Raw genomic sequence first — 24,833 nt, forward strand, 5'->3', positions numbered from 1 at the left:
GCCCGGCCCACCCCCGTAAGGGGCCCCGGGCGGCCCCCCTAGGGGATGTCACAGCTCGGCAGCAAAGCCGGGCCCGGAGACCCGGGCCCGGCACGCGATCGTTCGGGACCGGGTACGTTCGATCCGTGGCTGGATTCAGGAACGGACGCGGCGGCCGTAACGGCCGGGCCCCGCAAGCGCGCCCTCAACAACCTCCGTACGGGCAGCAGGCCCCCCAAGGTCAGCCGTACGGCTACCCGCAGGCGCCGCAGCAGCCCTACCCGCAGCAGCAACCCCGGTACGGCGGAAGCGGCGGCGGCTACGGCGGCCAGGGCAACCAGGGCGGCTACGGCGGCCACGGCGGCGAACCCGAGTACTTCGGGGACGGCGGCAACGGCTACCCCCAGGGCACCCCGGACCCGTACGCGGCCAACAACCCGGGACACACCCAGTCCTTCTCCGTAGGTGAGGACCCCTACACCCAGGGCGGTACCTACCACGCCGGCTCGGCCCCGGCCGGCCCGATCGGCCCCCGCCTGCGCTGGAAGGAACTGCTGCGCGGGATCGTCCTCGACCCCCGGCAGACGTTCCTGCGGATGCGGGACTACACGATGTGGGGCCCCGCCCTGATCGTGACGTTCCTCTACGGCCTGCTCGCGGTCTTCGGCTTCGACGGCGCCCGCGACGAGGCCATCCACGCCACCCTGGCGAACGCGGTACCGATCGTCCTGATCACCGCCGTCGCGATGGTGGTCTCCTCGTTCGTCCTGGGCGTGGTCACCCACACCCTCGCCCGCCAGCTCGGCGGCGACGGCGCCTGGCAGCCCACGGTCGGCCTCTCCATGCTGATCATGTCCATCACGGACGCGCCCCGCCTGGTCTTCGCCCTGTTCGCCGGCGGCAACGCCACCTTCGTCCAGGCCCTCGGCTGGGCCACCTGGGTAGCGGCCGGCGCCCTCCTCACCGTGATGATCTCCCGCTCCCACGACCTCCCCTGGCCCAAGGCCCTGGCCGCGTCGTCGATCCAGCTGATCGCCCTGCTGTCGATCGTCAAACTGGGCACGTTCTGACCCCGCCGCACACGCGAGAAGAGGGCCCCCAGGCTGAAACCTGGGGCCCTCTCCGCGTCTCCCGCTTTCCCACTCCCGCGCTCTCCCGCTCACTTCTCCGGCACAGGCCGACGGCGCGGACGTAGCCGTGGCCCGTGCGCGAGGACCCTGCTCACGCGGTCAGCGGAACCGGGTGGATCTCGTCGGCCTGGTGACCGGCGCGTTCGTGAACGCGCTGGACCGCTTCGGCCGAGGGGGCCTCGGAGAGGCAGTAGACGGTTCCGGACTCCGGGTCGGCCCAGGCCTTCTCGAAGTGGACGCCTTCTTCCTTCTCGATCGCCAGGTCGGCCTGGTGGGCTTCCATCAGCTGGCCGCCCGTGAGGCCCTTCATTCCGTGGTGGACGTCCATGAACTGGGCCATGGTGTCGTGCCTCCTTCGGCTGCCGCGCCCGGCGGACGCCGAGTCGCCTGCCGGCTTCGTTACGTCCATCCTGTGCCCATCCGCCCACGACGGCGACCGTGCGACACCCGCGCCCGGATTCCGGCACGGACGGCGAACGACGAGGAACCGAGCGACCGTCCCCGCCCCGCCCCGCCCGGGTGACCGGCTACTCGCCGCTGGAGCGCTCGTCGCTAGTGCGCTTCCTTCGACGGCGTCACCGGCTCGCCCGACTTGCGTACCACCGGCAGGACGCTCCACGGGAAGTTGATCCACGCGTCGGTCCGCTTCCACACGTACTCGCACTTGACCAGCGACTGCGACTTCTCGTAGATCACCGCGCTGCGCACCTCGGCCACGGCGTCGAGGCAGAAGTCGCGGACCAGTTTGAGGGTCTTGCCGGTGTCGGCGACGTCGTCGGTGATCAGCACCTTCTTGTCGGAGAAGTCGATCACGTCCGGGACCGGCGCGAGCATGACCGGCATGTCGAGCGTGGTGCCTACTCCGGTGTAGAACTCGACGTTGACGAGGCTGATGTTCTTGCAGCCCAGGGCGTAGGCGAGACCGCCCGCGACGAACACCCCGCCCCGGGCGATGCTCAGGACGATGTCGGGCTCGTAGCCGTCGTCCACGATGGTCTGCGCCAGCTCGCGCACGGCGACGCCGAACGCCTCGTAGGTCAGGTTCTCCCGTGGGACGCCCACATCACACCTGCGTGCGGTGGAAGTTGAGGAAGGACCGGGAGGCCGTCGGCCCGCGCTGGCCCTGGTACCGGGAGCCGTAGCGCTCGCTGCCGTACGGGTGCTCGGCCGGCGAACTGAGCCGGAACAGACACAACTGGCCGATCTTCATGCCCGGCCACAACTTGATCGGCAGCGTCGCGAGATTCGACAGCTCCAGCGTCACGTGCCCGGAGAACCCGGGGTCGATGAACCCGGCGGTGGAGTGCGTCACGAGTCCGAGCCGCCCCAGCGAACTCTTCCCTTCGAGCCGCGAGGCCAGATCGTCGGGCAGCGAGACGACCTCGTAGGTCGAGGCGAGCACGAACTCGCCGGGATGGAGAATGAACGGCTCGTCGCCCTCGGGCTCCACCAGCCGCGTCAGGTCGGCCTGTTCGACGGAGGGGTCGATGTGGGGGTAGCGGTGATTCTCGAACACCCGGAAGTAGCGGTCGAGGCGCACGTCGACACTGGACGGCTGCACCATGAATTCGTCGTAGGGATCGATCCGGACCCGCCCGGCGTCGATCTCGGCCCGGATGTCCTTGTCTGAGAGAAGCACGCCCCGAGGATACGCAGGGCGCGCCGGGCCACCACAATCGCGACGACCCGGCGCGCCCGGCTCCCTACCACTCCACGCGGCCCGTGCCCGCTTACTACGCCTACCGCTCCTGCTTCTCCAGGGTCACCGGCACCACACTGCGGAGCCGGGCACACCGTGGACACCGCACGAGCCGGCCGGGGCCGAGCCGCTCGGCCTGCTGCATCGGGAACGAAGCGGTGCTGAACACATGCCCATCGGCACAACGGACGACGGTGCGCTCCATCAAGTCCATGAGTCCCTTCCCCAAGAGCCGCGCCGGGCTGCTGCTCGCCCGACACCGAAAGGCACATTACGGGATCAAAGAGACACCCTCACAGGCGGCACTCCGGTCCCCCCGGACCCCCGCGCCACCCCTCCACCGTACGCCCCAACTCCGGCGCCGCGCAGCCCCGTCCACCCCCCGGAACACCCCCGGACCGGACGGCTTCAGCACCGCCGGCCAGGCATGAGGTAGAGTGACCGAGCACTCGACACCGGCCCGACCGGCGTCTTGCGCGGGTGTAGTTTAGTGGTAGAACATCAGCTTCCCAAGCTGAGAGTGCGAGTTCGATTCTCGTCACCCGCTCCACGACAAAGGCCCAGGTCATTGACCCGGGCCTTTTTGCTGTGCTCTGCGATCACTCGCCGCGTGCCAGATTCGTGCCAGAACGGTGATCGTCGGGGCGGCCGTCCTCGGTTCTGGCACGGCCGCAGCTTCCTGCACTTCTTGGCGTGCCTTGCGGACGGTCGCGTCAAGGCCAGCTGCGAGGTGTTCGTTCCCGGCCGGGTCAACGCGGCAGGCAAAACCGTGACGGACTTCGAAGTGCATCCGAACCACATCGCGGATGCCATCCGCAGCAATCCCAACTACCACGGCGAACCGGTACGCCTCATCTCCTGCTACTCCGGCGCCGACGCGAGACCTCCCGAGCTGCCCCTGGCTCAGTCCGTCGCCAACGAGCTCGGCGTACCCGTGACCGCCCCCACGAGCAAAGTGGGGACGTCACCCCAACTCGGCCTCAACCAGAACCCCACCATCGGCAACAATGGCTATTGGCGCACCTACCTGCCCATGGCCCACTAGAGGCAGGCTCACAGGAGTGAAGATGATCAAGCGAGCAGGCTTCTACAGGGAGATCGGCGGCCAGGCCACAACCGGAGACGATGCGCCGTCCCTGCGGGATGCCGTACGGGACAGTGGGCCCTGGGACCAGGACCGCGTCCTCACCTACCTGGAATCGGCCCTGGAGATCTACACCACGATGGGCGTCGAGCGCGACGCCCTCACCGGCGAAGAGTGGATCACCGGCTCCGGATCCCTGATGACGGATGGCACCTGGCTCTGGCCCGTTGACCTCGTGCACTACGTGCGCCGTCACCACGCTGCCCTCCCGCAGGAGTTCCTGGACCACATCCGGACCACCAACTACACGGTCCCTGCCGTACCCGAAGACCAAGCCAGACGCATTTTCCAGGAGGAGTTCCTGGACAGCGCCCCCGCCACGACTCCGTCCAAGGCAATGGGCTTCTTCACCTGGTACGTGCCGAAGCTGAACAGCACGAGCGCCCATCAGTTCCTCGCCCATCTGGAGACCGCGGGACTCTCCGCCGTGCACCCCCTGACAAACCAGCTCTTCGGATTCCGCGAGACGCCGACCGGAAACCGCGAACCCCTGATGGGTGATGGCACAGCCCTCGCGGCCGCCCTGGCCGACGACCGCTACCCGAGAGCCGAGTTCACCTGCTGGAAGGGGTACGACCAGTCCCTGACCGGCATCGTGCTCCGCACGGACGAGACGATGCAGAGCATCACACTGCGCCTTACCGACGTCCCGGCACCCGACCGCGAGGAGGCCGTAGCAGCACTGGTGCGCACGCTCGACCAGGACGCGACCGAGTGCCGCGGTTTCGTCATCGACCGGACCGGCGTTTCGGCTTCCCAGGACTGGGACCGCATTCTCACGGGCTACGGAGCACCCTTCACCGTGTGGCCCGACACCATCGGCATCCTCCGGGACCGCGTCGGTAACCACCCTGAGCTGGCCCACAGCAAGCCGACCGCTTACGGCCCGCTCGACGTCTTCCACCGCGTGTGAACCAACGAAACGCCGTAGCAGGCCCCCGGGATGAGGGCGTCGCCACCACAACAGCGTGGCTGAGGCCGATGGTGGTGCAACAAGACACACGCGCGCCTGATCGGTTGGGTGGCCCGGCATCGTGGCCGGCTGCCGCCGGCTGAGGTTCAGACGGGCGGAGTCGAGGGCGCCGCCGTCGGCCGAGCCGGCGTTCGCAATGATCAACGATGGGACGTCCGACGGTAGCCGAGGTCACTCACCGGCTGCCAACAACGACAGACCAGCCCCGATGAGGGCAACAGCACGAAGAGATCGCGCCAGAACCGTGCCAGTTCGTACGGGGAACCACGAGGAACCACGGGGAATGGCGGGGTCCAAGTCGTCGACCAGCCAGGTGCGGTAGCCAGTCGCCCCGCCGCAGGTCAGGCCGGCAATCGCCCCCAGAGGACCCAAGCTCCCCAAGCTGAAAGTGCGAGTTCCGATTCTCGTCACCCGCTCCAATACGAACCCGCAAGTCATGGACCCGGGGGTTATCTGTTGTCCGTACCAGTGGGCGGGGTGCGCACCACATCCCGCGCCACAAGGGCGCGGCTAGGGCCGCGACCGGGTGGCGATCACGGTGGCGGTCGTGCCCGCCGTTCCGTACAGCGTGTACAGGAGGCCCTGGCCCAGGAGGTCTCCGCGCTTCACCTCCTGGGCGTACTTGAGCTGATCATATGTGGCCGTGCCGGTCGAATCGCCGCCGTGGACGCTGTAGTCGAGCGCGCAGGTATAGCCCTGCCGCATGGGGCCGGGGTGGTCCTCGCCGTCCTCGCCCAGCTGAAGCCCCGGGCAGTCCGGAACGCCGTGGGCCGTCCCGGCCCTCAGCAGGGTGATCACCCCCCACGCCAACGGCACCAGGAAAAGTGCGATGAACACTCCACGTAACCTCATTGCAGCACCCTAGGTCGTTTCTGATGGCTCTTGGTGTTCCGGGTGGATCTCGGAGGTTGCCGGGCAGGACGCTCGAATGGTGCGGCGACACGAGCTCACGGACGCGCAATGGCGGAAGATCGAGTCCCTTCTGCCGGGCAACGGCAGGCCGGGCGGGCAGTGGGCGGATCACCGCAGGGTGATCAACGGGGTGCTGTTCCGGGCCCGGACCGGGGTGCCCTGGCCTGACCTGCCGGAACGGTGCGGGCCTTGGCAGACCGTCTACGAGCGTCAGCGCCGCTGGTCGGCCGACGGCACCTGGAAGACCGTCCTTCAGGAACTGCAGAGCGAAGCGGCTGCCGGGGAGCCGGACGGGGTGCTCGCCCGTCCCTTAGGCCGGCAGGAGTGGGCCGTGAACATCTACTCGACCTCCTGCTGGCCGCATCAGCACGCGGCCGGGGGCGCCCTGCAAGCCCCCGGCCGATCACCCGCAAAAAGGGCGGGACGCGTGAGGAAGCGCATGGGCGCGAGGCGTTGGGACGTTCGCGGTGCGGGCTGACCACCAAGGTCCATCTGTTCTCCGACGACCGGGCCCGGCGTCCCCGGTTCCTTGCGGTGGGGCCGCTGGTCGTCGGGGTGCGCGATGGTGGCTTTGATGCCGCGCCGTCGCAGGTAGGCGCGGTTGTCGCGGCTGGAGTAGGCCTTGTCTCCGCGTACCCGGTCCGGCCTGCTGCGCCGGCGGCGAACGACTCGACGCCTACTCCGCTTACGCCGGCACGCTGATCAACTACCGCCGCTGCCTCGTACACCTGTGGTTCTGTGAGCACGAACAACCGCCACCGGAAGATCCCGACACCGTCCGGATCCGCGCATACGACCTGCGCTCCAGCGCACAAGAGGCCCCGTGAAAGCGGCCCAACTCGACCGGACCCCAATCCACCTGTTCGCCCAGTTCAATGACCGAACCAGCCACAAGTACCCGCAGCTTCCCAAGCTGAGCGTGTGAGTTCGATTCTCGTCACCCGCTCCATGGTTGAGGTCCAGGGCAGCGATATGGGCATTCTTCGTCGTCCGGTCCTGTCCGGTTGTCACGCGCCACACCTCCGCACCATTGCGGCCGGCAGCGGCCGCTTACCGTGCCCCGTCGCCCGTCGCCCGCCTCGGGTCGCCGCCGGCACCTCGCGAAAGGGAGTGCCGTTCAAGGCTGCGGGTGCGTAGGCGCTCGCGGCTGGGTCCGTCCCGGGTGAGGCGTGGGGTGACAGCGCTGGGTCGGTGACAGGCACGCAGGCACCGGGGCCACAACCGGGGGATGATCCGCTGATGCGCGTACGACGAGAGGCTCGTTGGGTCTTGTGGGGGTTGTGGGGTGCGTGTCTGGTGTTCTCCATCTGGTTCGTGGCGGAGGTGATCACACTGTTCCAGGCCGAGTCCTGGTGACGCGGCGAGGTGTCGTGTCGTCGCGTCAGTTCCGCGCCGAACGGGTGCGGAATCAGGGGGGATTGGGGGGGCGCCGGGGTGCGTATCTCCGCACGGAAGCTCAAGTCAGGATGCCTCGGGTCACGTCTGTGACCGTCCGACCTCGCTCTTGATGTGGGCGTCCAGGGCGCTCATCGTGTCCACACCCGCTGGAACTCCGCGGCGGGGACGGTGTCCAACGGATCCTCTTCAGGGTCGACCGCTTGGTCTGTCAGGCCGCCGTGCTCGTCTTCCAGGTGCCCCCAGCTGTACCGGTGGAGCCGGCCGGCCGGAGTGAGTTCCGCTTGTTTGATGACGATCAGCTCACCGTGGTCCGGGTCCGGTACGGCCTCGACGTACCAGAGGCCGCCTTCCTCATCAGCGTGCCGGAAGTGGTGGCGCAGGGTGGCGCACTCGTCGAGTGTTCGGTAGTACGCCGTGGTCTCCGCCGCGATGCGCTCCAGGTGGTCAGTCACGGGACCAACATGCCAGTGCGCACGCGCTGTTGCTCCGGCGTGGCATCCACGAGTGACAGCAACAGCGCTGGAAGCCAGCGTCTCTGGAGGGTTGCTCTCGGGCCCAGTCGTCGTCATCTGCGGGGTCCGGCCACGCCCCAGGAACGGGCGTCATCGTTTCAGGGCCGCCTGCGCACCGGAGCGGTCGCTGTCGGCCACGTCGAAAAGCCGGTGTCCGGCACCGGGCCGCGCGTCGGCGGTAGGTACCGGACACCGGGTCACTCACATGCCCAGATAGGTCGGGCCGGAGCCACTGGTGATTGCGTATGCAATGCATGTAAGTGTCGCGGCCACGAGCAAGAATTTCACGAAACCATGTACCCTTCGGTTTTTCACGGGGCGTGTGGCGCTGGTCAACGTCTGGAGCGCGAGCAAGGCGGACCTCCGACCAGGTATGGCGGCGTCAGAACCTCGCACGTGAAGATACTACGGCCTCACTCGGACATGCGTGTGCTCACCGATGGCAGCGCGGCTGAACGCGGCGACGGTTTACGCGCGTATACCCGCGCTCCGACCGCGCCGCCCTATCTCGCTACGTCCTGAATTCGCCCCGCAGCTCGGCCAGCATTTTCGCGGCACGAGCCGCTTCGAGGGGCGCCTCTATACCTTCGCTGATCGCGAGGCCCTGCTCCAGGTGAGCCATGGCCTGAGCCGTGCGCCCCGCATCCCGTTCGGCCAGGGCCAGGTTGTAGAGCACGTCTGCCTCGACACCCGCCGCGTGAATGGCACGCGCCACCTGAAGCGCGGCGACGTGATGCCGCAGGGCATCCTCCGTGCGGCCGATCGTGCGGTAGGCCCTTCCGATTCTCGTGAGCGCGATAGCCTCCGCACGGCGGTCTCCGACGGCCCTCAGTACCGGTAGCACCATGGCGAACAACGTGAGGGCTTCGTCGGTCCTGCCGAGCTCATCCATGACGGACGCCACATTCATCTGGAGTGTGGCTTTATCCCTCGGATTTCCCATCCGCTCCGCCACGATCATCGCCTTTCGGTAGGCGACTTCTGCGGCCTCCAAGTTTCCTGTTCTCTTGTGTAGTTCCGCTGTGTTGTTCAGCGCGGTGTATCTTCCACGCTCGTCTCCTATTGTCGTGAAATCGGCAATAGCTGAGGTGAAGCACGCCAATGCGTCCTCATTCTCCGCGAGATGCAGGTGGGCCATTCCGAGTAAGTTTCGGCAGCGTGCGATCCGCAGCGTGTCGCCTGTTTGCAAGAGGAAATCTAGCGCGTGTATTTGAAGTGATCGGAGAAGTGTGTACTGACCTGTTTGCCATAAGGCGATCGAAAGTTGGTGGATGGACTCGCTCTCCAGTTCCCGGTCCCGGAGAGACCGCGCGACATCGAGCGCCTCACGCGCGGCCGAGATCGCCTCGCCGTAGCGGGAGCCGTGGGAGTACACGGCGCAGAGGTCGAGCAGAGCTCGCGCCCTGGACCCGGCGTCACCTGCGACGTTCCAGTGGTCGGCGGCGCGTATCAGCAAGGGCTCGGCCGCGGCGAGGTGTCCCTCCATGTCCAGGAATCCTGCCAACACGTGGACGGATAAGGCGAGTTGCTGTTCCGTTCCAAACTTTACAAGCCAGCCCAGCGTGTCCAGGAGATTGGTCGACTCGGCGATCAGCCACTGTTCGGCCGACTGCGCGTCGATGATTTCCGGATGCGTTGGCCAGGCGAAATCCTCGGCAGCGAGATCAGTACGGGAGCGGAAGGGATAGGCCAGCCGGTCGGCCCGGTCGGCGGTGTGAACGTAGTGATCCACCAGGTTCTGTGCGGCCCGTCGGACGTCGTTCTCGGAATCGATGTCGGCGGCCAGTGATCGCGCGTAGTCGCGTAGAAGATCATGCATGGTGAATCGGTACGGCGTGGGCTCGGACACAAGGCAATGGGCCAGAAGTTCTTCGAGGACCCGTTCGGCCGTTTCCGCGCTGAGTCCTGAGAGTGCGGCAACCGCCCGAGGCCCGAACTCCACTCCCACATGCAGTCCGATACGGCGGAAGACCAGCTGCTGCTCGGCGTTCAGCGCGTCGTAGGAGACTGCGAAGACATGGGTCAACGTCCTGTCTGCATCGCGCAGTTGGGCCAGATGGCCGCCCTCACCGCCGCCGCCCAGTTGGCGCAGCAGGTCCGATGTGGTCCACGAGGGACGGGCGAGCAACCGGCTCGCGGCGATCTCGACGGCGAGCGGGAGGTGCCCACAGATACGGAGAATGTCTGCCACGTCCGACGGATCGGTGTCGCGCCCTCTCCCCAGCCGCTGCGAGAAGAGCGTGGCCGCGTCCTCGGGCGACAGAACGTCCAGCGAGACCGGCCGTATGCCAGGGAGTCCGGGCAGCCGACGGCGGCTGGTCACGACGACCGCTGTCGGGGAAGCCCCCGGAAGCAGGGGACGGATCTGAGCGGAGGAGCTCGCGTCGTCGAGGATCACCAGCATGCGGCGGTCACGTGTCGCCGAGCGCCAGAGGGCGACCAACTCGTCGAGCTCGGAGGGGAGTTTCTTGGTGGCCGTGCCGAGCAGCCGCAACAGTTCGGTGAGCGCCCGGACAGGAGTCGGCGGTGTCCGTTCGGCGGAACCGCCCAGGTGAAGGAAGACGCGCCCGTCCGGAAAGCGGTCCCGTAATCGGTGGGCCAGATGGACGGCGAGGGCGGATTTACCGACACCGCCCATTCCATGGATCGCCTCGACCGTGACGACGTCCGAGGCGCCCTGTCCCTCCCCGAGCGCCGCGGTGAGCCGCCGTAGTTCATCGCGCCGTCCGGCCCAGGGAACATCGCGCGGCAGATTGTCCGGTACGTGACGCGGCGGCCGCCGGGTCGGCTCCTCGGCCGCTCGGGCGTGGGGGAGGAGGGCCGCCGCAGGAGTCCCCGCCAGGATTCCCTGGTGGACGCGGTGCAGCCCGCGCCCGGCGTCAAGACCGATGTCACGGACGACCCGTTGCCGCGTCCGCTGGAGGAGTTTGGTCGCCTCGGCCGTCCGGTTGCTGCCGTACAGGGCGACGGCCAGTCGTTCGGCCAGGGACTCGTCCACGGGATGCGCCTCGGCCAACGGCAGGAGCACGGGAACGGCGTCCGTGAACTTCCCGCCGCCGAGCAAAATGTCGGCTCGGGTCATCGCGGCCACGAGACCGGTCGCACCGATGGCGGCGCGCAGTTGCTCGGCCCAGGATCCGGAAATTCCCGCCAGCGGTTCACCGTGCCAGAGGCGTTCCGCCCGGTCCAGCAGGCGCAGAGCGGTCACGTCGTCGCCGCCGTCCCGGAGGGAACGGGCTCGCTCGACGCAGGTGGCGTAACGCCGCAGGTCCACCCGGTCGGGGTCGACCTCCAGTGAGTACGCGTTCGTATGGCTGACGACGACGGGTGCGTCGCCCGCGGCGGTCCGCAGCGAGCCGCGGATGCGTGAGATGTGCGCGTGCAGCGCTTCCCTGGCCTTGCCGGGCGGATGCTCGTCCCAGATGCGGTGGATCAGTGTGTCGACGCTCACCGTACGGCCCGCGTCCCAGGCGAGGGCGGCGAGCGTCACCCTCGTTTTCGTCGACCCGAGATCTTTACGGCGGCCCGCTACCCGAATTTCCACCGATCCCGAAAGCCTGATCTCGAACTCCACCAGCGTCCTCCCCGCCGGTAGGGCCTGATAGCGCCCCGAGCATTCGAGAGTGTCATGGCCTGGCGCGAGTGACCATAAGAGGATGTCAGGCGCTCAAATTTGACCGATAAACAGCAGTCGTAGTTCACGCCTTCTCCGGAGCGGGGAGTGACTCCCTGGAGACCGAAAGGGGTTGCGTACGTGCGTGCTTTCTCGTCGGACGGACTGGAGGCGTTGCTGTCGGCCGTGGCCGCCTGCGGCGCCGACGCGGAATCTCCCGCGTGGCGCGATCTGGCCCGGGTGGTGGACACCGCGGCCCGCGCGGACCCGTCGGTGACCCGGTTCTGGCCTCCGTACGCCACGCGGGGACAGCCGACCGAGTCGGCACTCCGGCGTGAACTGGCCCAGAGACTGGTCGCGTTGGCCTCACTCGACACGGCGACACGGCTGGCGCTGACCGAGTGGTTGCACCAGCATTCTGGCCTCGCCCGCACACCACCCGACCCCGCACCCGCGGCGACCACCAATGCCATCAGCGGCCATTCCGTGCTCCACGGCCCCACCGTGCAGGCACGGGACATCCACGGGGGCATCCACTTCCACCCGCCCTCTCCCGCCTCCCCGTCCCGCGTCCCCGTGCCCCGTCAACTGCCTCCGGTGACCGCCCGGTTCATCGACCGGGAGGCCGACCGACTGGCCCTGGACACCCTGCGTGCCCAGCGGCCGGCACACGCACCGCAGGTGGTGGTGGTCAGCGGGCTCGCGGGTGTCGGGAAGACCGCCTTCGCCTCCCACTGGCTGTACGAGCACGCAGGCAGCTTCCCCGACGGCCAGCTCTACGCCGACCTGGGCGGACAGACCACCGGCACGGAGGACGGCCCAGTCCCCCCGGGCGTCGTCCTCGAAGCGTTCCTGGTCGCACTCGGCGCGTCCGAGGTGCCGGCCGGGACCGCCCAGCGGAGCGCGCTGTGGCGTTCGATGACCTCGGGCCTACGGCTGGCCGTCCTCCTGGACAGCGCGTTCACGGCTGCTCAGGTACGTCCGCTCCTGCTCGGTACAGCATCCGGCCTCACCGTGGTGACGAGCAGAAACAACCTCACCGGGCTGCGCGTCGACGGCGCGTCCGTGCACCGGCTGGAGGGGCTTCCGGCCGAGTCGGCCGTCGAGCTTCTCGCCGTCGGCGGCGGAACGCGGGTGACCCGGGAGCCGGCCGCCGCGCGTGAAGTGGTCAGACTGTGCGGCCGACTGCCCCTGGCCGTCGCCCTGGCCTCCGCCCAGCTCGCCCTGCGCCCCCACCACTCCCTGTCCGCCCTGGCCGCCGCCCTGTCCCAGGGTCAGGGTGCCGTCCACACACTGCGCATCGACGGTGAGGCCGTCATGCGAACGGCGCTCGACCTGTCGTACGAGGTCCTCCCTGACGCGAGCCGCGCGCTGTACCGCCGGATGGGACTGCTGCCGGCGGATCGCCACGATCTCGCGCTCCTGACCGCCCTGGCGGCCGACGGTGAGGGAGCGTGTGACCCCGTGCAGGCCACCGACATCGCCGTCCACTCTCTCGTGGAGGCGAATCTCCTGGAGGAGACGGGTGCGGCCACCTATCGATTCCATGACCTCGTCCAGCCGCATGCCCGTCGGCTCGGCGAAGAGCTGGAGGAGCCCGGCGGGCGCGAGCGCACGCTGCGCCGCTTCGTCGACTGGTGCCTGTCCACCGCGGCTGTGGCGGAGAGCATCCTCACGCCGAGCCACCGGCTGCCGGGGCACGACCTTCCCTCGGAAGCGGTGCCACCGACCCCCCTGGACGGACCCGAGGAGGCGCTCGCCTGGCTGAGCACACACCGGAACGGACTGATGGGCGCGGTGCGGCACTCGGCGCGGGTCGGCTGGCACTGGTCCTGCTGGCGCCTGACGGACCTCATGTGGCCCCTTTTCCTACGGTTGCGTCCGTCCGAGATGTGGATCGAGGCACACCACCTCGGTCTCGAAGCGGCTCGCCGAAGCGCATCGAGGGAGGGGGAGGGCCGCATGCTCACCTCCGGCGCGATCGGCCTGCGCAACGCCGGCCGCTACCCGGAGGCGGCCGACTGGTACCGGCAGGCGCTGGAGATGGCCACGGCCGACCAGGACGTCCGTCAACAGGGGCAGGCGGTAAGCGGATTGGGGCACGTCAGTCTCCTGGCCCACCGGCTCGACGAAGCACGCGACCACTTCGAGCACGCCCTGCGGCTGAGGGAGTCGATCGGCTACCGGCGCGGGGCCGCACTCTCCCGGCGGCGCCTGGGCGAAACCGCCCTGGCCGGCGGCGACCTGGTCACGGCCGCCGAGCAGCTGCGCCGGGCCGGCGACGAACTGGACTCGCTCGGAGAGACCTACGAGGCGACCCGTGTCCTGGCCCTTCTCGGCCATGTCCTGGACCGCCTTGGGGACCGTGAGGGAGGCGTCCGGCGACTATGGGAGGCACTTACACGCTTCCGAGCTGGTGACGCCCGGTCCGAGCACGGGGAGGCGCGCTGCCTGGAATGGCTCGGCCAGGCCGCCGAGTCACGTGGTGATCATGCGGAATCGATACACCACTACGAGGCCGCCCGGGATCTCTTCCGACACCTGAGTCCTGAGGACGCACAACGTCTGGACGGCCGGCTGCGGCAGCCGTGAGAGCCGCCGCAGCCGGCCGTCCCGACGGTCATCGACGCGGCATCGGGGTGAGGGAACGCAGCGTGCGGGGCGACCTTCCCGCCACCACCCAGGCATGGACGACCGCGACGATCACGTGCGGCGGGATCGGGGCGTCGGACCCGCCCCGCGCCGGCCGTACGAACGACAGGGCACCTGTCCGGTTCCGTACTCCGACGACACACCTCGTGGCCGTATCGGGTACCGCTGCGGCGAGACAGCCAGGATGGCTCGCCAGCAACTCACGCACCCGCCGGTGACCCGACTCGGGCGGCAGCGGCACACGGCTCACGAGCACATCGGCCTGTTCCCTGAGCGCTGTCCGTTCCGAAGTGTCCGCGTCCACCCACAGGTGCACATCGCAGGGAGACGGCCCGGGCGCGTGCGAGCAGGGAAGAGGATACGGACAGGGCTGCTCTCCCGTGGACGAGGGCAACGGGTCGGATCGGACGAGAACCGGACCGTGCGCCGCGTCCGAACGCCAGACGACGAACGAGGATCGGTCGTCCACGCCTTCGGCGCGGGGTGCCCCGCCGGTCCGTGTCACCCGGAAGCACACCGTGGCCCACGCGGCATCCGGTTCCGTGATCGCCGGCCGGCCGCTCACCGTGCCGTTCCGCTGCCGACGGAGCTCGCCCATCGCGTCAGCGACGGCGGAGGCGAAGGCGGTGCGACGAACGGCGGTCGGGCGGGCTCTCCCAGCCCGAGCATCCGGTAGACCACCGAACGCATCCGTCGGTGGAACTGACCCGGCGCCGACGACAGGGAGGCGGCGACCTCGTCGTACTGCCCCGGGCGGCGCAGCCGGGCCGCGTACTCCAGTTGCTCGGCCAATGGGTACACCGGCGAGACCACGGGCGCGATGGTGGAGAGCAGAGCCGCCGGAGAGCGGTCCGACACCTCGCGCCGGGGTCCGGCCGTCAGGAGCATCGTCGCGTCCGTGAGCGTGCCGTACGCGGTCAGCGATCCGTGGTCGCCGATGATCCAGTCGGCCGCGATCAGCAGTGCCTGCCAGTCGGCTTCCGGGGGGAGGACCGCGATCCCCTGGCTCCGGCAGCAGGACAGCCAGCCGTGCACCTGCCGGAGGCCGTGGCCCGCGAACACGTTGGGATGGACCAGCATCGCGACGCGGTAGTCGTCGCTCGGCAGCTGGCTCAGCAGTTGCGGTACCAGGGAGTCGAGCCGCCCGAACGTCGAAGCCGGTCCCCAGGTGGACGTGACGACCACGAGCCGCTGTCCGTCCTCGATTCCCAGCGCACGGCGGTAGGACCCGCGCAGGGGACCGCCTGCCGTGATCCGGTCGACGCACGGATCACCCACCACGTGGGCCACCGGAAGCGCCTCCGGGCAGGACCTGGCGAGCTCCTTCAGATCCCGGTCGTGCGCGTAGACGATCGCCGCCGGGACCAGCCGCCCCTCGTGCAGCAGGTGCTGGCGGCTCAGCATCCCGGGCGATCTCCGCTCTCCCGGCGCCAGTGTGCTGACGTCGGTGAGCAGTTTGATCTGCCCCGCCCCGTGGGAGATGCGAACGACCGGAGTCCGCAGTTGGTGAACTCCGCGGGAGCCCGCCGCGAGCGCGAGGTCGAACTCGGCACGCAGGGCCTCCTCCCAGGGCACCGTCGTGATGTCCAGGTTCCGCAGGTACTCGTTGACTCCGCTGCCGAAGGCATGTGGTGCGACCGTGAAGACCAGTTGAATGCGGAGGTCGGTCTCGAGCAACTCGAAGACCTCACGCAGTCGTTGGGCGAAGGTCACGGTGTGCGCGACCACCAGGACCCTCTTGCAGTCCCGGACCGTCAGCCAGTGGCCCTGTTCGATCAGTGCTGGTTTCGTCGTTCCGACAGACACGCGATCCCCCGTCGCTCGTCGCTGCGTACTTCAGACGGCAGGGGGGTTCCCGGTGCGGACGGCGCTTTCCTTGCATGCACCTTGCAGGACCCTTGCGCCGGCGTGTGGCGCGGGAGGGAAGGTGCCAGGGCGCCGTCCCGATCAGGGGTCGGGCCGTGTTCGGTTTCGGGTTCGCCGGTGGGCGATTGAAAGCGTTCAATTCGATCCCGCCCGGCCCGTTCACCGGGCTTGCCCGGAGTATGCGTCAAGTCGCCCTGGCAGAAAAAGATATGCACGACGATTGACCCTCGCCTCAAGGCGGCTCTACGTTACCCACGCCTCTTCAATATGAATCGATTCATCCATTCCGTGCGAGTGAGGGAGTCGTAATGATCAGCAGGAGGAACATTCTCGCGGGTGCGGTCGCCACGGTCGCGGCGGTGACCGTGGACGGTGTGCCGGCCGTGGCCGCGTCGGGGGCCGGGCCGGCGCGGGCGGGGGCAGGGCGTGGCGGACTGCGCGTCACGGCGCCGACCGTGGAGTACGTGCGGCATCCGTTGGGCCTCGACGTCCAACGCCCGCGGCTGAGCTGGCCGTTGGACTCCGACGGGGTGGGTGTGCGCCAGAGCGCCTATCAGATCCGGGTGGCCACCAGCGTGGCGGGACTGTCCCGGCCGGACGTCTGGGACAGCGGGAAGGTCACCTCCGGTGAGTCCGTCCTGGTGTCCTACGGGGGTCCCGCGCTGACGCCGCGGACGCGCTACCACTGGTCCGTGCGGGTGTGGGACGCCGACGGGCAGGTCTCCGGCTGGAGCGCGCCGTCCTGGTGGGAGACCGGACTGATGGACGCCGGGTGGAGCGCCGACTGGATCTCCGCACCGGCGAGCCTGGCGGTGGCGCCGTCGTTCGAGGGCGCTTCCTGGGTCTGGTTCCCGGACGGGGATCCGGCCAACGGCGTTCCGGCGGGCACCCGTTGGTTCCGCCGTACCGTCGGACTGCCCGACGGGATCACGGCGGCGACGCTCGCCATCACCGCCGACAACGTGTACGCCGTCTCCGTGAACGGAGCCGAGGTGGCCCACACCGACCTCGACACGGACAACGAGGACTGGAAACGCCCGGCGGTGATCGACGTACTGGACCGCGTGCGGGGCGGCGACAACGTTATCGCCGTCTCCGCCACCAACGCGACCGACGGCCCGGCGGGACTCGTCGCCGTCCTGGTGGTCGAGACGGCCGCCGGTGGGCAGAAGGTGTTCACCGACGCCTCCTGGAAGAGCACCGACCAGCAACCGGATGCAAACTGGCGGGAGTTGGCCTTCGACGACGGCGACTGGCGGGCGGTGAGGGTGGCTGCCGCGTGGGGCGGCGGACCGTGGGGAAGGGTCGTCCCGGTGTCGTACGCCGTCACCCAGGTCCGGCACGCGTTCCGGCTCCCGCGCCGGAAAGTGGCACGTGCGCGCCTGTACGCCACGGCGCTCGGCCTGTACGAGGCCCACCTCAACGGCAGCCGGGTGGGCCTCGACCACCTCGCCCCCGGCTGGACGGACTACCGCACCCGCGTCCAGTACCAGACGTACGACGTCACCTCGCTCCTGCGGCCCGGCGCCAACGCCATCGGGGCGTATCTGGCGCCCGGCTGGTACGCAGGCAACGTGGGCATGTTCGGGCCCGGTCAGTACGGCCAACACCCGGCTCTTCTCGCACAGTTGGAGGTGGAGTACGCGGACGGGACGAGCGAGCGCATCACGTCGGACACCGACTGGCGGGCCGCCTCGGGGCCGATCCTCGCCGCCGACCTGCTGAACGGTGAGACGTACGACGCGCGCAAGGAGACGCCCGGCTGGGCCTCGCCCGGCTTCGACGACACGGGCTGGCTCGGCGTCCGCGCCGCCGGGGACGTCGGTCCCGGCCTGATCGTCGCGCAGGTGGACGGTCCGGTGCGGGTGGAGCGGGAGCTGAAGCCGAAGAGCGTGTCCCAGCCCAAGCCCGGCGTCCACGTGTTCGACCTGGGCCAGAACATGGTCGGCGCGGTGCGGCTGCGGGTGTCGGGCGAGGCGGGGACGACCGTCCGGCTGCGGCACGCCGAGGTGCTCAACCCCGACGGCACCGTCTACACCACGAACCTGCGGAGCGCGGCGGCGACCGACACGTACACCCTCAAGGGAGGTGGGGAGGAGGTCTACGAACCCCGCTTCACCTTCCACGGTTTCCGGTATGTCGAGGTGACCGGGTTCCCCGGCACCCCCTCGGCGAAAGCCGTCACCGGCCGCGTCATGCACACCTCCGCCCCCTTCACCCTCGACTTCGAGACCGACGTACCGATGCTCAACCAGCTGCACCACAACATCACTTGGGGCCAGCGCGGCAACTTCCTCTCCGTTCCGACCGACACCCCCGCGCGCGACGAGCGTCTTGGCTGGACCGGGGACATCAACGTCTTCGCGCCCACGGCCGCGTACACGATGGAGTCGGCCCGCTTCCTCTCCAAGTGGCTCGTCGACCTGCGGGACTCGCGGACCGCGGAGGGCGCGTTCACCGACGTGGCGCCGATGGTCGGCACGGTCGGCAACGGCACGGCCGGCTGGGGCGACGCCGGGGTGACGGTCCCCTGGGCCCTCTACCAGGCCTACGGTGACCGGCAGGTCCTGGAGGACGCCTGGCCCTCGGTCCAGGCCTGGCTGACGTATCTGGAGAAGAACAGCAGCCACCTGCTGCGTCCGGACCAGGGGTACGGCGACTGGCTGAACGTCGAGGACGAGACGCCCAAGGACGTCATCGCCACCGCGTACTTCGCGCACGCCGCCGATCTCGCGGCCCGGATGGCCGGGGAACTCGGCAAGGACACCGCGCCCTACCTCGACCTCTTCGGACGGATACGCACGGCCTTCCAGAGCGCCTACGTCACCTCCGACGGCCGGGTCAAGGGTGACACCCAGACGGCTTACGTCCTGGCGCTGTCGATGGACCTGCTGCCGGACGCGGCGCGGAAGGCCGCGGCCGACCGTCTCGTCGCCCTGACCGAGGCCAAGGACTGGCACCTGTCGACAGGTTTCCTCGGCACGCCCCGGCTGCTGCCCGTCCTGACCGACACGGGCCACACCGATGTCGCCTACCGGCTGTTGCAGCAGCGCTCCTTTCCCAGTTGGGGGTACCAGATCGACCGGGGCTCCACCACGATGTGGGAGCGCTGGGACTCCGTCCGGCCCGACGGCACGTTCCAGGACCCGGGTATGAACTCCTTCAACCACTACGCCTACGGCTCGGTCGGGGAATGGATGTACACGAACATCGCCGGCATCTCGGCGGGCGGGCCCGGCTACCGCGAGATCGTCATCCGCCCCCGTCCCGGCGGCGCCGTCACCTCCGCCCGCGCCGAGTTCACCTCGGTCTACGGCCCTGTCTCCACGCAGTGGCGGACGCGGGCCGGGCACTTCAGCCTGACCTGCGTGGTGCCGCCCAACACGACCGCTGAGGTGTGGGTGCCCGCGTCCGGTCCGGAGGCGGTCGGACACACACACGGGACGTACCTGCGTCAGGAGGACGGTTCCGTGGTCTACCGGGTCGGCTCCGGTACCCACCGTTTCACCACCTGACGTTCCTCCGGACCCGCGAGGCGGACGCGGCTCGCCTGTGCCCGCCTCGCGGTGCCGAAGTCACCGGCCGACCTCTGACGTTACGTCACATGACAGGCGGGCAGGCCGTGTCGGTGTCAGAGCGGGAGATCGTCGGGCAGTACCCGGAACGCCTTGTAGCGGCCCAGCGGGCGTACGGCACGGAAGTCGCGGCGGTCGAGGGTGAGGATCGCGTCGGTGTCGTAGTCGGCGGCCAGAGCCACGTTCACGGCGTCGGCGAGGTCCAGGCCGAGCGCGCCGTAGCGGACCCGGACCGACTGTGCGGCGCTCAGGTGGTCGTCCGTGATCTCCGGCAGGACGACACGGCCGCGGCTCATCCAGCGCCGGATGTCGTCCACGGCGCTGTGCGCGGCCTCCCTGCCGAGTTCGCGCGTGGCGACGTGGTCGAGTTCCGCCAGCAGGAGGGGGGACATGACGAGGAGCCCGGCCGTCATGATCGCCTCGTTCGCGGCTCCGTGCTCCGGGTGTGCGGAGTCGAGGGCGGCCAGGAGGCCGGAGGTGTCCGCGATGACGATGATCACGCGGCTGTTCCCGGTCCCGTGCCGGTCTCCCGTCGGACGGCATCGGCGACCGCGTCACGCGTCTCGGCCCTGGACGGCGTACGCCCCGGCCCCTCGAAGGTGCGGGAGAACAGCGGCTCGTCCCAGACACGGTTCGCCATGGCCGCGAGATGGATGCCCTGGCGGATGATCTCGGCTTCGCTCACGCCCCGCCGCTTGGCAGCCTCCTTGATGATCGCCAGGTCCTCGGGGTCCGCGTAGACGTTCGTGCGCTTCATGGACATGTACCAAGCTTAGTCCATGTACGTGAGTGATGTATCTGCCCCGAGGTGCGCGTGCCGGCGTCCCGGCGTCTCGGACAGACGACCTCTCCGGCTGTCGCGTGCAGTGCCCGAGGTTGTTATGGAGGGGTCTGTCCGGGTACGCGGAGAGCCGGCGAGTGGAGGTGGCGGCCCATGTCCGCGAAGAAGCAACCGCGCGAGGGCGACCGGGTCTCGTGGAAGAGTCACGGGTCCGAGGCGACGGGCGAGGTGGAGCAGAAGATCACCGAGAGGACCGAGGTGGCCGGGCGCACCGTCGACGCCTCCGCGGAGGAACCGCAGTACGAGGTCCGCAGCGAGAAATCCGGGCGCACGGCTGTGCACAAGCCGGGGGCTCTTGAGGAGAAGAAGAAGGGGAAGGACGAGTGACGCAGCCGGGCCCCCGGCTGTCACGGCGCGGTGGCCGGGCGGACGTCCTTGTGTGTGGTGGCCAGGTAGGTGACGAGGGCGAGGATGGCGGCCGTCCAGTAGAGGGTGACCGGGCCGAGGCCCAGGTCGAGGCCGCCCCGGGTGTGGCTGAGGGCCATCCAGTCGGCGACGGACGCGCCGAGGGGGCGGGTGATGACGTAGGCGGCCCAGAAGGCGGTGACCGCGTTCAGGGTCCCCCACCGGTGTGCCACGGCCGGGACGGCGATGGCGAAGGCGTACAGGACGGCGGAGCCCAGGTAGCCGAGGCCGATCGAGGCGGTGAGGTCGCCCGCGGCGGTGCCCAGCGCGAAGGTGGCCAGGACGGCGGCCCAGTAGAAGGTCTCGCGGCGCCGGGTGTGGATGCTGTGGATCGAGAGGGTTCCTTCGGAGCGGTACCAGAGGACGAAGACGGCTGCCAGCGCGGCCATGAAGAACGGTGTGGAGAGCGTGTACGGCACGCCGAGGCCGACGTGCAGCACGTCCGCGGCCATCGTGCCGAAGACGCTGACCATGACGATCGCCGTCCAGTAGATCCAGGCCACGTACCGGCCGACGGCGAACTGGACGGCCAGCGCGGCGGCCAGGGCGAGACCGCCGAGGCCGACCGCGGGAATCGGGCCGAAGAGGTGCGCCAGGAAGTCGGAGGCCGTCTCGCCCATGCCGGTCGTCAGCACCTTGATGATCCAGAAGAAGACGGTCACCTCCGGGACCTTGCTCGCCGCGTGCCGGGTGCGGCGCGGAGGCCGGTTGTGCGTGAGGTGATCTGTCGTCATGGCGGCACCATGACACGGGCCACGACGGTTGCCCCAGTCCCCTTTGCCAGAGCTTTGTTGCTTGCGGTGCATGAATTGCCCGTGGCCCTCGCGGACCTGAACGCAACCTGAACGGCGCGGCCGAAGTGCTGGTCAGCGGCGTGCGACCGGTGGTATCGGGCTCCGCGTCCCGGCCCGCGGCGTGCGGTCAGGCCCGCTGCGGGACAGGTGCGCCGAAGCCGCGCGACGGCACCCCGGGCAGGGTGCGCTTGGCGAGGCTGGAGAGGGTGGTGCCGGGGCCGATGTCCAGGAACGCGGTGGCGTCCAGCTCCTCGTGGAGGGCGCGGAGGGTGTCCACCCAGCGGACGGGGGCGACCAGTTGGCGGGCGCACCGTTCGCGCCAGCCGCTGCCGCCGTAGTGCACCGCGGCGTCGACGTTGGCGACCACCGGGATCGCTCCGGCCCTGAACTCCGTCAGGTCCAGGGCCCGGCTCAGCGCCTCACCGGCCGGTTCCATGTACGGGCTGTGGCAGGCGGCGCCGACCGGGAGCACGCTGTAGCGCAGCCCGGCGTCGGCGGCGCGGTCGGCGGTGGCGAGCACGGCCGTACGGCTGCCCGCGATGACCGTCTGGCGGGGGCTGTTGTGGTTGGCCACCCACAGGTCGGCGCCGTCGCGGCGGGCCGCCTCCACCAGGGCGGTGACCCGCTCCAGGTCGCCGCCCATCACGGCGGCCATCGCTCCGGGCCGGCGTCGGGCCGCCTCGGCCATGGCCCGGCCCCGCTCGCCCACCAGCCAGGCGCCGTCGGTCACCGACAGCACCCCGGCCGCCACCAGGGCCGCGTACTCGCCGAGGCTGTGCCCGGCGAGGGCGACCACCCGGGTGTCCGGTTCGCTCGCGCGCAGCTCCGACCAGGCCAGCAGTGAGGCGGTGAAGACCGAGATCTGGGCGTGGTCGGTGCGGGAGAGGGTCTCCTGGTCGGCGGTGAGGAGCAGTTCGGCGACGTCGAAGCCGGAGACCCGGGAGACGGACTCGACGAGTTCCCAGGACGGGGTCGTCCGCCACGGTTCGCCCATGCCGGGGCGTTGCACTCCCTGGCCGGGGAAGAGGACGGCGTACCGCGGGGCGGCGGCGGAGCCCTGAACGTGCGTCGTGAGCATGGTCGTTCCTCTCGGCGGTGCTGATGACGGTCGGGAGGATTCTCACGGGGGCCGGCTCACATTCCGGCCCCCTTTTCGCTCAAGGGCCGGAAAAGGAGCCGGCCGCTTTTCTCCGGCTTGAGTCAGGCATTGCCGGTGACCCCGAACCCTTCTTCACGACGGCCCGTTCCGGACGCCGTCCCGAGGAGAGGACAGGGCATGACCACCGTGGTCGACAAACCCGTGACGCAGATACCGGTGCCGCTCGCCGAGCCGGCGAAGAGGGCCGGTCCCCCGCCCGTCACCGAGACCGAGAGCGAGAGCGGGACCAAGGACGAGCGCGAGACCGAGGGCGGGGCCGGAACGGTCGCCGAGCGGCCCGACACCGTGCACGCACGTGTGGAGGAGTTGCGGCGGCTGCGCGCCGAGGTGCACGCGGGGCCCGGGCCGCAGGCGACCGAGGCGCAGCACGCGCGGGGCAAGCTGACCGCCCGCGAGCGCATCGAACTGCTGCTGGACGAGGGGTCGTTCACCGAGCTGGAGCCGCTGCGCCGGCACCGCGCGACCGGCTTCGGCCTGGAGCGCCGCCGCCCGCACACCGACGGTGTCGTCACCGGCTGGGGCACGGTCGACGGCCGCCAGGTCTTCGTCTACGCGCACGACTTCCGTATCTTCGGCGGCGCGCTCGGCGAGTCCCACGCGGCGAAGATCCACAAGCTGATGGATCTGGCGGAGGCGTCCGGCGCCCCGCTGGTGAGCCTGTGCGACGGGGCGGGCGCGCGGATCCAGGAAGGGGTGACCGCGCTCGCCGGATACGGCGGCATCTTCAGCCGCAACGCCCGCGCCTCGGGCGTCATCCCGCAGATCAGCGTGATCCTCGGCCCGTGCGCGGGCGGCGCGGCCTACTCGCCGGCGCTGACCGACTTCACCTTCATGGTGCGGGGCGTGGCGCAGATGTTCATCACCGGGCCGGACGTCGTGCGGGCGGTCACCGGCGAGCGGGTGAGCATGGACGAGCTGGGCGGCGCCGACGTGCACGCGTCGGTCTCCGGGGTGGCGGCGTTCGCGTACGACGACGAGGCGGGCTGCCTGGAGGACGTACGGCATCTGCTGTCGTACCTGCCCTCCAACAACCGGCAGGCGCCGCCCGCGCTGCCGTGCGACGACCCGGCGGACCGGCGCACCGACCGGCTGGCCACGCTGGTGCCGGCCGATCCCGCACGCGGTTACGACGTGCGGGACGTGATCGAGGAGATCGTCGACGACGGCGAGTACTTCGAGACGCAGCCGACCTGGGCGGCGAACGTGGTGTGCGCGTTCTCCCGGATCGACGGGCACGTGGTCGGCATCGTCGCCAACCAGCCGATCGCGGGGGCCGGGGCGCTGGACATCCCGGCGAGCGAGAAGGCGGCGCGGTTCGTGTCGCTGTGCGACGCGTTCAACATCCCGCTGGTCACCATGGTCGACGTGCCCGGTTTCCTGCCCGGTGTGGCGCAGGAGCACGGCGGCATCATCCGGCACGGCGCGAAGCTGCTCTACGCGTACTGCAACGCCACGGTCCCGCGGATCCAGCTGATCCTGCGCAAGGCGTACGGCGGCGCGTACATCGTCATGGACTCGCGCTCGGTCGGCGCGGACCTCTCCTTCGCGTGGCCGACCAACGAGGTGGCCGTGATGGGGGCGGAGGGCGCCGCGGGGGTCATCTTCCGCCGGCAGATCGCCGCCGCCGACGACCCCGCGGCGATGCGCGAACAGATGGTCAAGGAGTACCGGGAGGAGCTGATGCACCCGTACTACGCGGCCGAACGCGGCCTGGTCGACGACGTCGTCGAGCCGGGCGAGACCCGGGCGGTGCTCGCCCGCTCGCTGGCGATGCTGCGGACCAAGCACCGGGCGCTGCCGCAGCGCAAGCACGGGATCACCCCGCTGTGAGCGCCGCCCCGCCGACGCCGGCCGACCTGTTGCGCGAGGCCGCCGTCCGGGTGGTGCGCGGCCATCCCGCGCCGGACGAACTGGCCGCTCTGATCGCCGTGTTGACCGTGGTGCGGGCCCGCGCCGAGGCCGCCGGCGGACCGGCGGAGGAGGCCGGCCCCCGCGCGGCCTGGGACCGGCCCGAACACGGCTACCGAGGGCCGCTCGCCTGGGTGGCCCGGTAGACGGCCGCACAACTCCGGCCATCCGACCTTGAGTTCGCTTTTAGTCAGTGATGTGCGACCCGCCCCGACAATGAAATCAAGCGAGAGAGAAGGGAATTGCCCGCCGATTCTCGACGGTCTCGCCAAT

The 24,833-nt window shown here is 69.7% G+C and carries 21 protein-coding genes, 1 tRNA gene and 1 pseudogene; 10 read left to right on the top strand and 13 right to left on the bottom strand.

What is annotated here, in order from left to right; genetic code table 11:
• The first annotated feature begins 125 nt into the window (after window positions 1-125).
• Entirely contained in the window at window positions 126-1,049 is a 924-nt protein-coding gene (locus ABZT12_RS01545; RefSeq protein ID WP_356375449.1) for a Yip1 family protein, read from the top strand.
• 151 nt (window positions 1,050-1,200) lie between these two features.
• On the opposite strand, the gene ABZT12_RS01550 is transcribed toward ABZT12_RS01545, so the two are convergent.
• From ABZT12_RS01550 to ABZT12_RS01565, 4 genes are all read right to left on the bottom strand, one after another.
• Window positions 1,201-1,449 (bottom strand): SCO4226 family nickel-binding protein, encoded by a 249-nt coding sequence (locus tag ABZT12_RS01550; protein WP_356375452.1) that lies wholly within the window; start codon window positions 1,447-1,449, stop codon window positions 1,201-1,203.
• 212 nt (window positions 1,450-1,661) lie between these two features.
• A complete protein-coding gene (locus ABZT12_RS01555; protein ID WP_356375455.1) occupies window positions 1,662-2,171 on the bottom strand; it encodes a phosphoribosyltransferase in 510 nt (169 codons plus the stop codon).
• A 1-nt stretch (window position 2,172) separates the two neighbouring features.
• The gene (gene dcd, locus ABZT12_RS01560; protein WP_356375458.1) at window positions 2,173-2,748 is read right to left on the bottom strand and encodes a dCTP deaminase; all 576 of its coding nucleotides are present in this window, start codon (window positions 2,746-2,748) and stop codon (window positions 2,173-2,175) included.
• Between the two features lie 100 nt (window positions 2,749-2,848).
• The gene (locus ABZT12_RS01565; RefSeq protein ID WP_356375461.1) at window positions 2,849-3,022 is read right to left on the bottom strand and encodes a hypothetical protein; all 174 of its coding nucleotides are present in this window, start codon (window positions 3,020-3,022) and stop codon (window positions 2,849-2,851) included.
• A gap of 262 nt (window positions 3,023-3,284) precedes the next feature.
• Between ABZT12_RS01565 and ABZT12_RS01570 the strand changes: the two genes are divergently transcribed.
• The 3 genes from ABZT12_RS01570 (at window position 3,285) to ABZT12_RS01580 (ending at window position 4,865) form a co-directional block, all read left to right on the top strand.
• Window positions 3,285-3,358: transfer RNA gene (locus ABZT12_RS01570), tRNA-Gly, on the top strand.
• A gap of 219 nt (window positions 3,359-3,577) precedes the next feature.
• Window positions 3,578-3,853 carry a hypothetical protein gene (locus tag ABZT12_RS01575; RefSeq protein WP_356375464.1) on the top strand — a complete coding sequence of 92 codons (276 nt, stop codon included), beginning with the start codon at window positions 3,578-3,580 and terminating at the stop codon, window positions 3,851-3,853.
• Window positions 3,854-3,875: 22 nt separating this feature from the next.
• Window positions 3,876-4,865, top strand: coding sequence for a hypothetical protein (locus tag ABZT12_RS01580; RefSeq protein ID WP_356375467.1), 990 nt, complete (start codon window positions 3,876-3,878; stop codon window positions 4,863-4,865).
• Between the two features lie 570 nt (window positions 4,866-5,435).
• Here the strand turns inward: ABZT12_RS01580 and ABZT12_RS01585 are convergent.
• Window positions 5,436-5,762, bottom strand: a complete 327-nt coding sequence (locus tag ABZT12_RS01585) for a hypothetical protein (protein ID WP_356375470.1) — start codon at window positions 5,760-5,762, stop codon at window positions 5,436-5,438.
• A 91-nt stretch (window positions 5,763-5,853) separates the two neighbouring features.
• On the opposite strand from ABZT12_RS01585, the gene ABZT12_RS01590 reads away from it, so the two are divergent.
• Window positions 5,854-6,315, top strand: coding sequence for an IS5 family transposase (locus ABZT12_RS01590; RefSeq protein ID WP_356375473.1), 462 nt, complete (start codon window positions 5,854-5,856; stop codon window positions 6,313-6,315).
• Between the two features lie 50 nt (window positions 6,316-6,365).
• Here the strand turns inward: ABZT12_RS01590 and ABZT12_RS01595 are convergent.
• The 3 genes and pseudogenes from ABZT12_RS01595 to ABZT12_RS01605 form a co-directional block, all read right to left on the bottom strand.
• Window positions 6,366-6,497, bottom strand: a pseudogene (locus ABZT12_RS01595) (IS5/IS1182 family transposase); the annotation flags it as partial.
• A gap of 866 nt (window positions 6,498-7,363) precedes the next feature.
• The gene (locus ABZT12_RS01600) at window positions 7,364-7,687 is read right to left on the bottom strand and encodes a hypothetical protein (RefSeq protein ID WP_356375476.1); all 324 of its coding nucleotides are present in this window, start codon (window positions 7,685-7,687) and stop codon (window positions 7,364-7,366) included.
• Window positions 7,688-8,258: 571 nt separating this feature from the next.
• A complete protein-coding gene (locus tag ABZT12_RS01605; protein WP_356375479.1) occupies window positions 8,259-11,321 on the bottom strand; it encodes a tetratricopeptide repeat protein in 3,063 nt (1,020 codons plus the stop codon).
• Window positions 11,322-11,501: 180 nt separating this feature from the next.
• Here ABZT12_RS01605 and ABZT12_RS01610 point away from each other — a divergent pair, with 180 nt between their 5' ends.
• Window positions 11,502-13,952: a tetratricopeptide repeat protein gene (locus ABZT12_RS01610; RefSeq protein WP_356375481.1), complete on the top strand. Its 2,451-nt coding sequence runs from the start codon at window positions 11,502-11,504 to the stop codon at window positions 13,950-13,952.
• Between the two features lie 621 nt (window positions 13,953-14,573).
• Here ABZT12_RS01610 and ABZT12_RS01615 read toward each other — a convergent pair.
• Window positions 14,574-15,818 (bottom strand): hypothetical protein, encoded by a 1,245-nt coding sequence (locus ABZT12_RS01615; protein ID WP_356375483.1) that lies wholly within the window; start codon window positions 15,816-15,818, stop codon window positions 14,574-14,576.
• Between the two features lie 368 nt (window positions 15,819-16,186).
• Between ABZT12_RS01615 and ABZT12_RS01620 the strand changes: the two genes are divergently transcribed.
• Window positions 16,187-19,393, top strand: coding sequence for an alpha-L-rhamnosidase (locus ABZT12_RS01620; protein ID WP_356375485.1), 3,207 nt, complete (start codon window positions 16,187-16,189; stop codon window positions 19,391-19,393).
• A gap of 116 nt (window positions 19,394-19,509) precedes the next feature.
• Here the strand turns inward: ABZT12_RS01620 and ABZT12_RS01625 are convergent, their stop codons facing one another.
• Window positions 19,510-19,953: a PIN domain-containing protein gene (locus tag ABZT12_RS01625; RefSeq protein ID WP_356375487.1), complete on the bottom strand. Its 444-nt coding sequence runs from the start codon at window positions 19,951-19,953 to the stop codon at window positions 19,510-19,512.
• Window positions 19,950-20,216, bottom strand: a complete 267-nt coding sequence (locus tag ABZT12_RS01630; protein WP_356375489.1) for a CopG family transcriptional regulator — start codon at window positions 20,214-20,216, stop codon at window positions 19,950-19,952. Before ABZT12_RS01630 ends, ABZT12_RS01625 begins: the two co-directional genes overlap by 4 nt.
• A 171-nt stretch (window positions 20,217-20,387) precedes the next feature.
• On the opposite strand from ABZT12_RS01630, the gene ABZT12_RS01635 reads away from it, so the two are divergent.
• Complete coding sequence (locus tag ABZT12_RS01635) at window positions 20,388-20,621, top strand: DUF2945 domain-containing protein (RefSeq protein ID WP_356375492.1); 234 nt, start codon at window positions 20,388-20,390, stop codon at window positions 20,619-20,621.
• A gap of 20 nt (window positions 20,622-20,641) precedes the next feature.
• On the opposite strand, the gene ABZT12_RS01640 is transcribed toward ABZT12_RS01635, so the two are convergent.
• Together ABZT12_RS01640 and ABZT12_RS01645 are read right to left on the bottom strand one after the other, a co-directional pair.
• Window positions 20,642-21,433 (bottom strand): hypothetical protein, encoded by a 792-nt coding sequence (locus ABZT12_RS01640; protein WP_356375495.1) that lies wholly within the window; start codon window positions 21,431-21,433, stop codon window positions 20,642-20,644.
• A gap of 187 nt (window positions 21,434-21,620) precedes the next feature.
• Entirely contained in the window at window positions 21,621-22,571 is a 951-nt protein-coding gene (locus tag ABZT12_RS01645) for an ACP S-malonyltransferase (protein ID WP_356375498.1), read from the bottom strand.
• A gap of 198 nt (window positions 22,572-22,769) precedes the next feature.
• Between ABZT12_RS01645 and ABZT12_RS01650 the strand changes: the two genes are divergently transcribed.
• Together ABZT12_RS01650 and ABZT12_RS01655 are read left to right on the top strand one after the other, a co-directional pair.
• Entirely contained in the window at window positions 22,770-24,482 is a 1,713-nt protein-coding gene (locus tag ABZT12_RS01650) for an acyl-CoA carboxylase subunit beta (protein WP_356375501.1), read from the top strand.
• Window positions 24,479-24,706 (top strand): acyl-CoA carboxylase subunit epsilon, encoded by a 228-nt coding sequence (locus tag ABZT12_RS01655; protein WP_356375504.1) that lies wholly within the window; start codon window positions 24,479-24,481, stop codon window positions 24,704-24,706. Before ABZT12_RS01650 ends, ABZT12_RS01655 begins: the two co-directional genes overlap by 4 nt.
• The last annotated feature ends 127 nt before the right edge of the window (window positions 24,707-24,833 follow it).

The sequence above is a fragment of the Streptomyces sp. NPDC005423 genome (genome assembly GCF_040606415.1).
Taxonomy (GTDB): Bacteria; Actinomycetota; Actinomycetes; order Streptomycetales; family Streptomycetaceae; genus Streptomyces.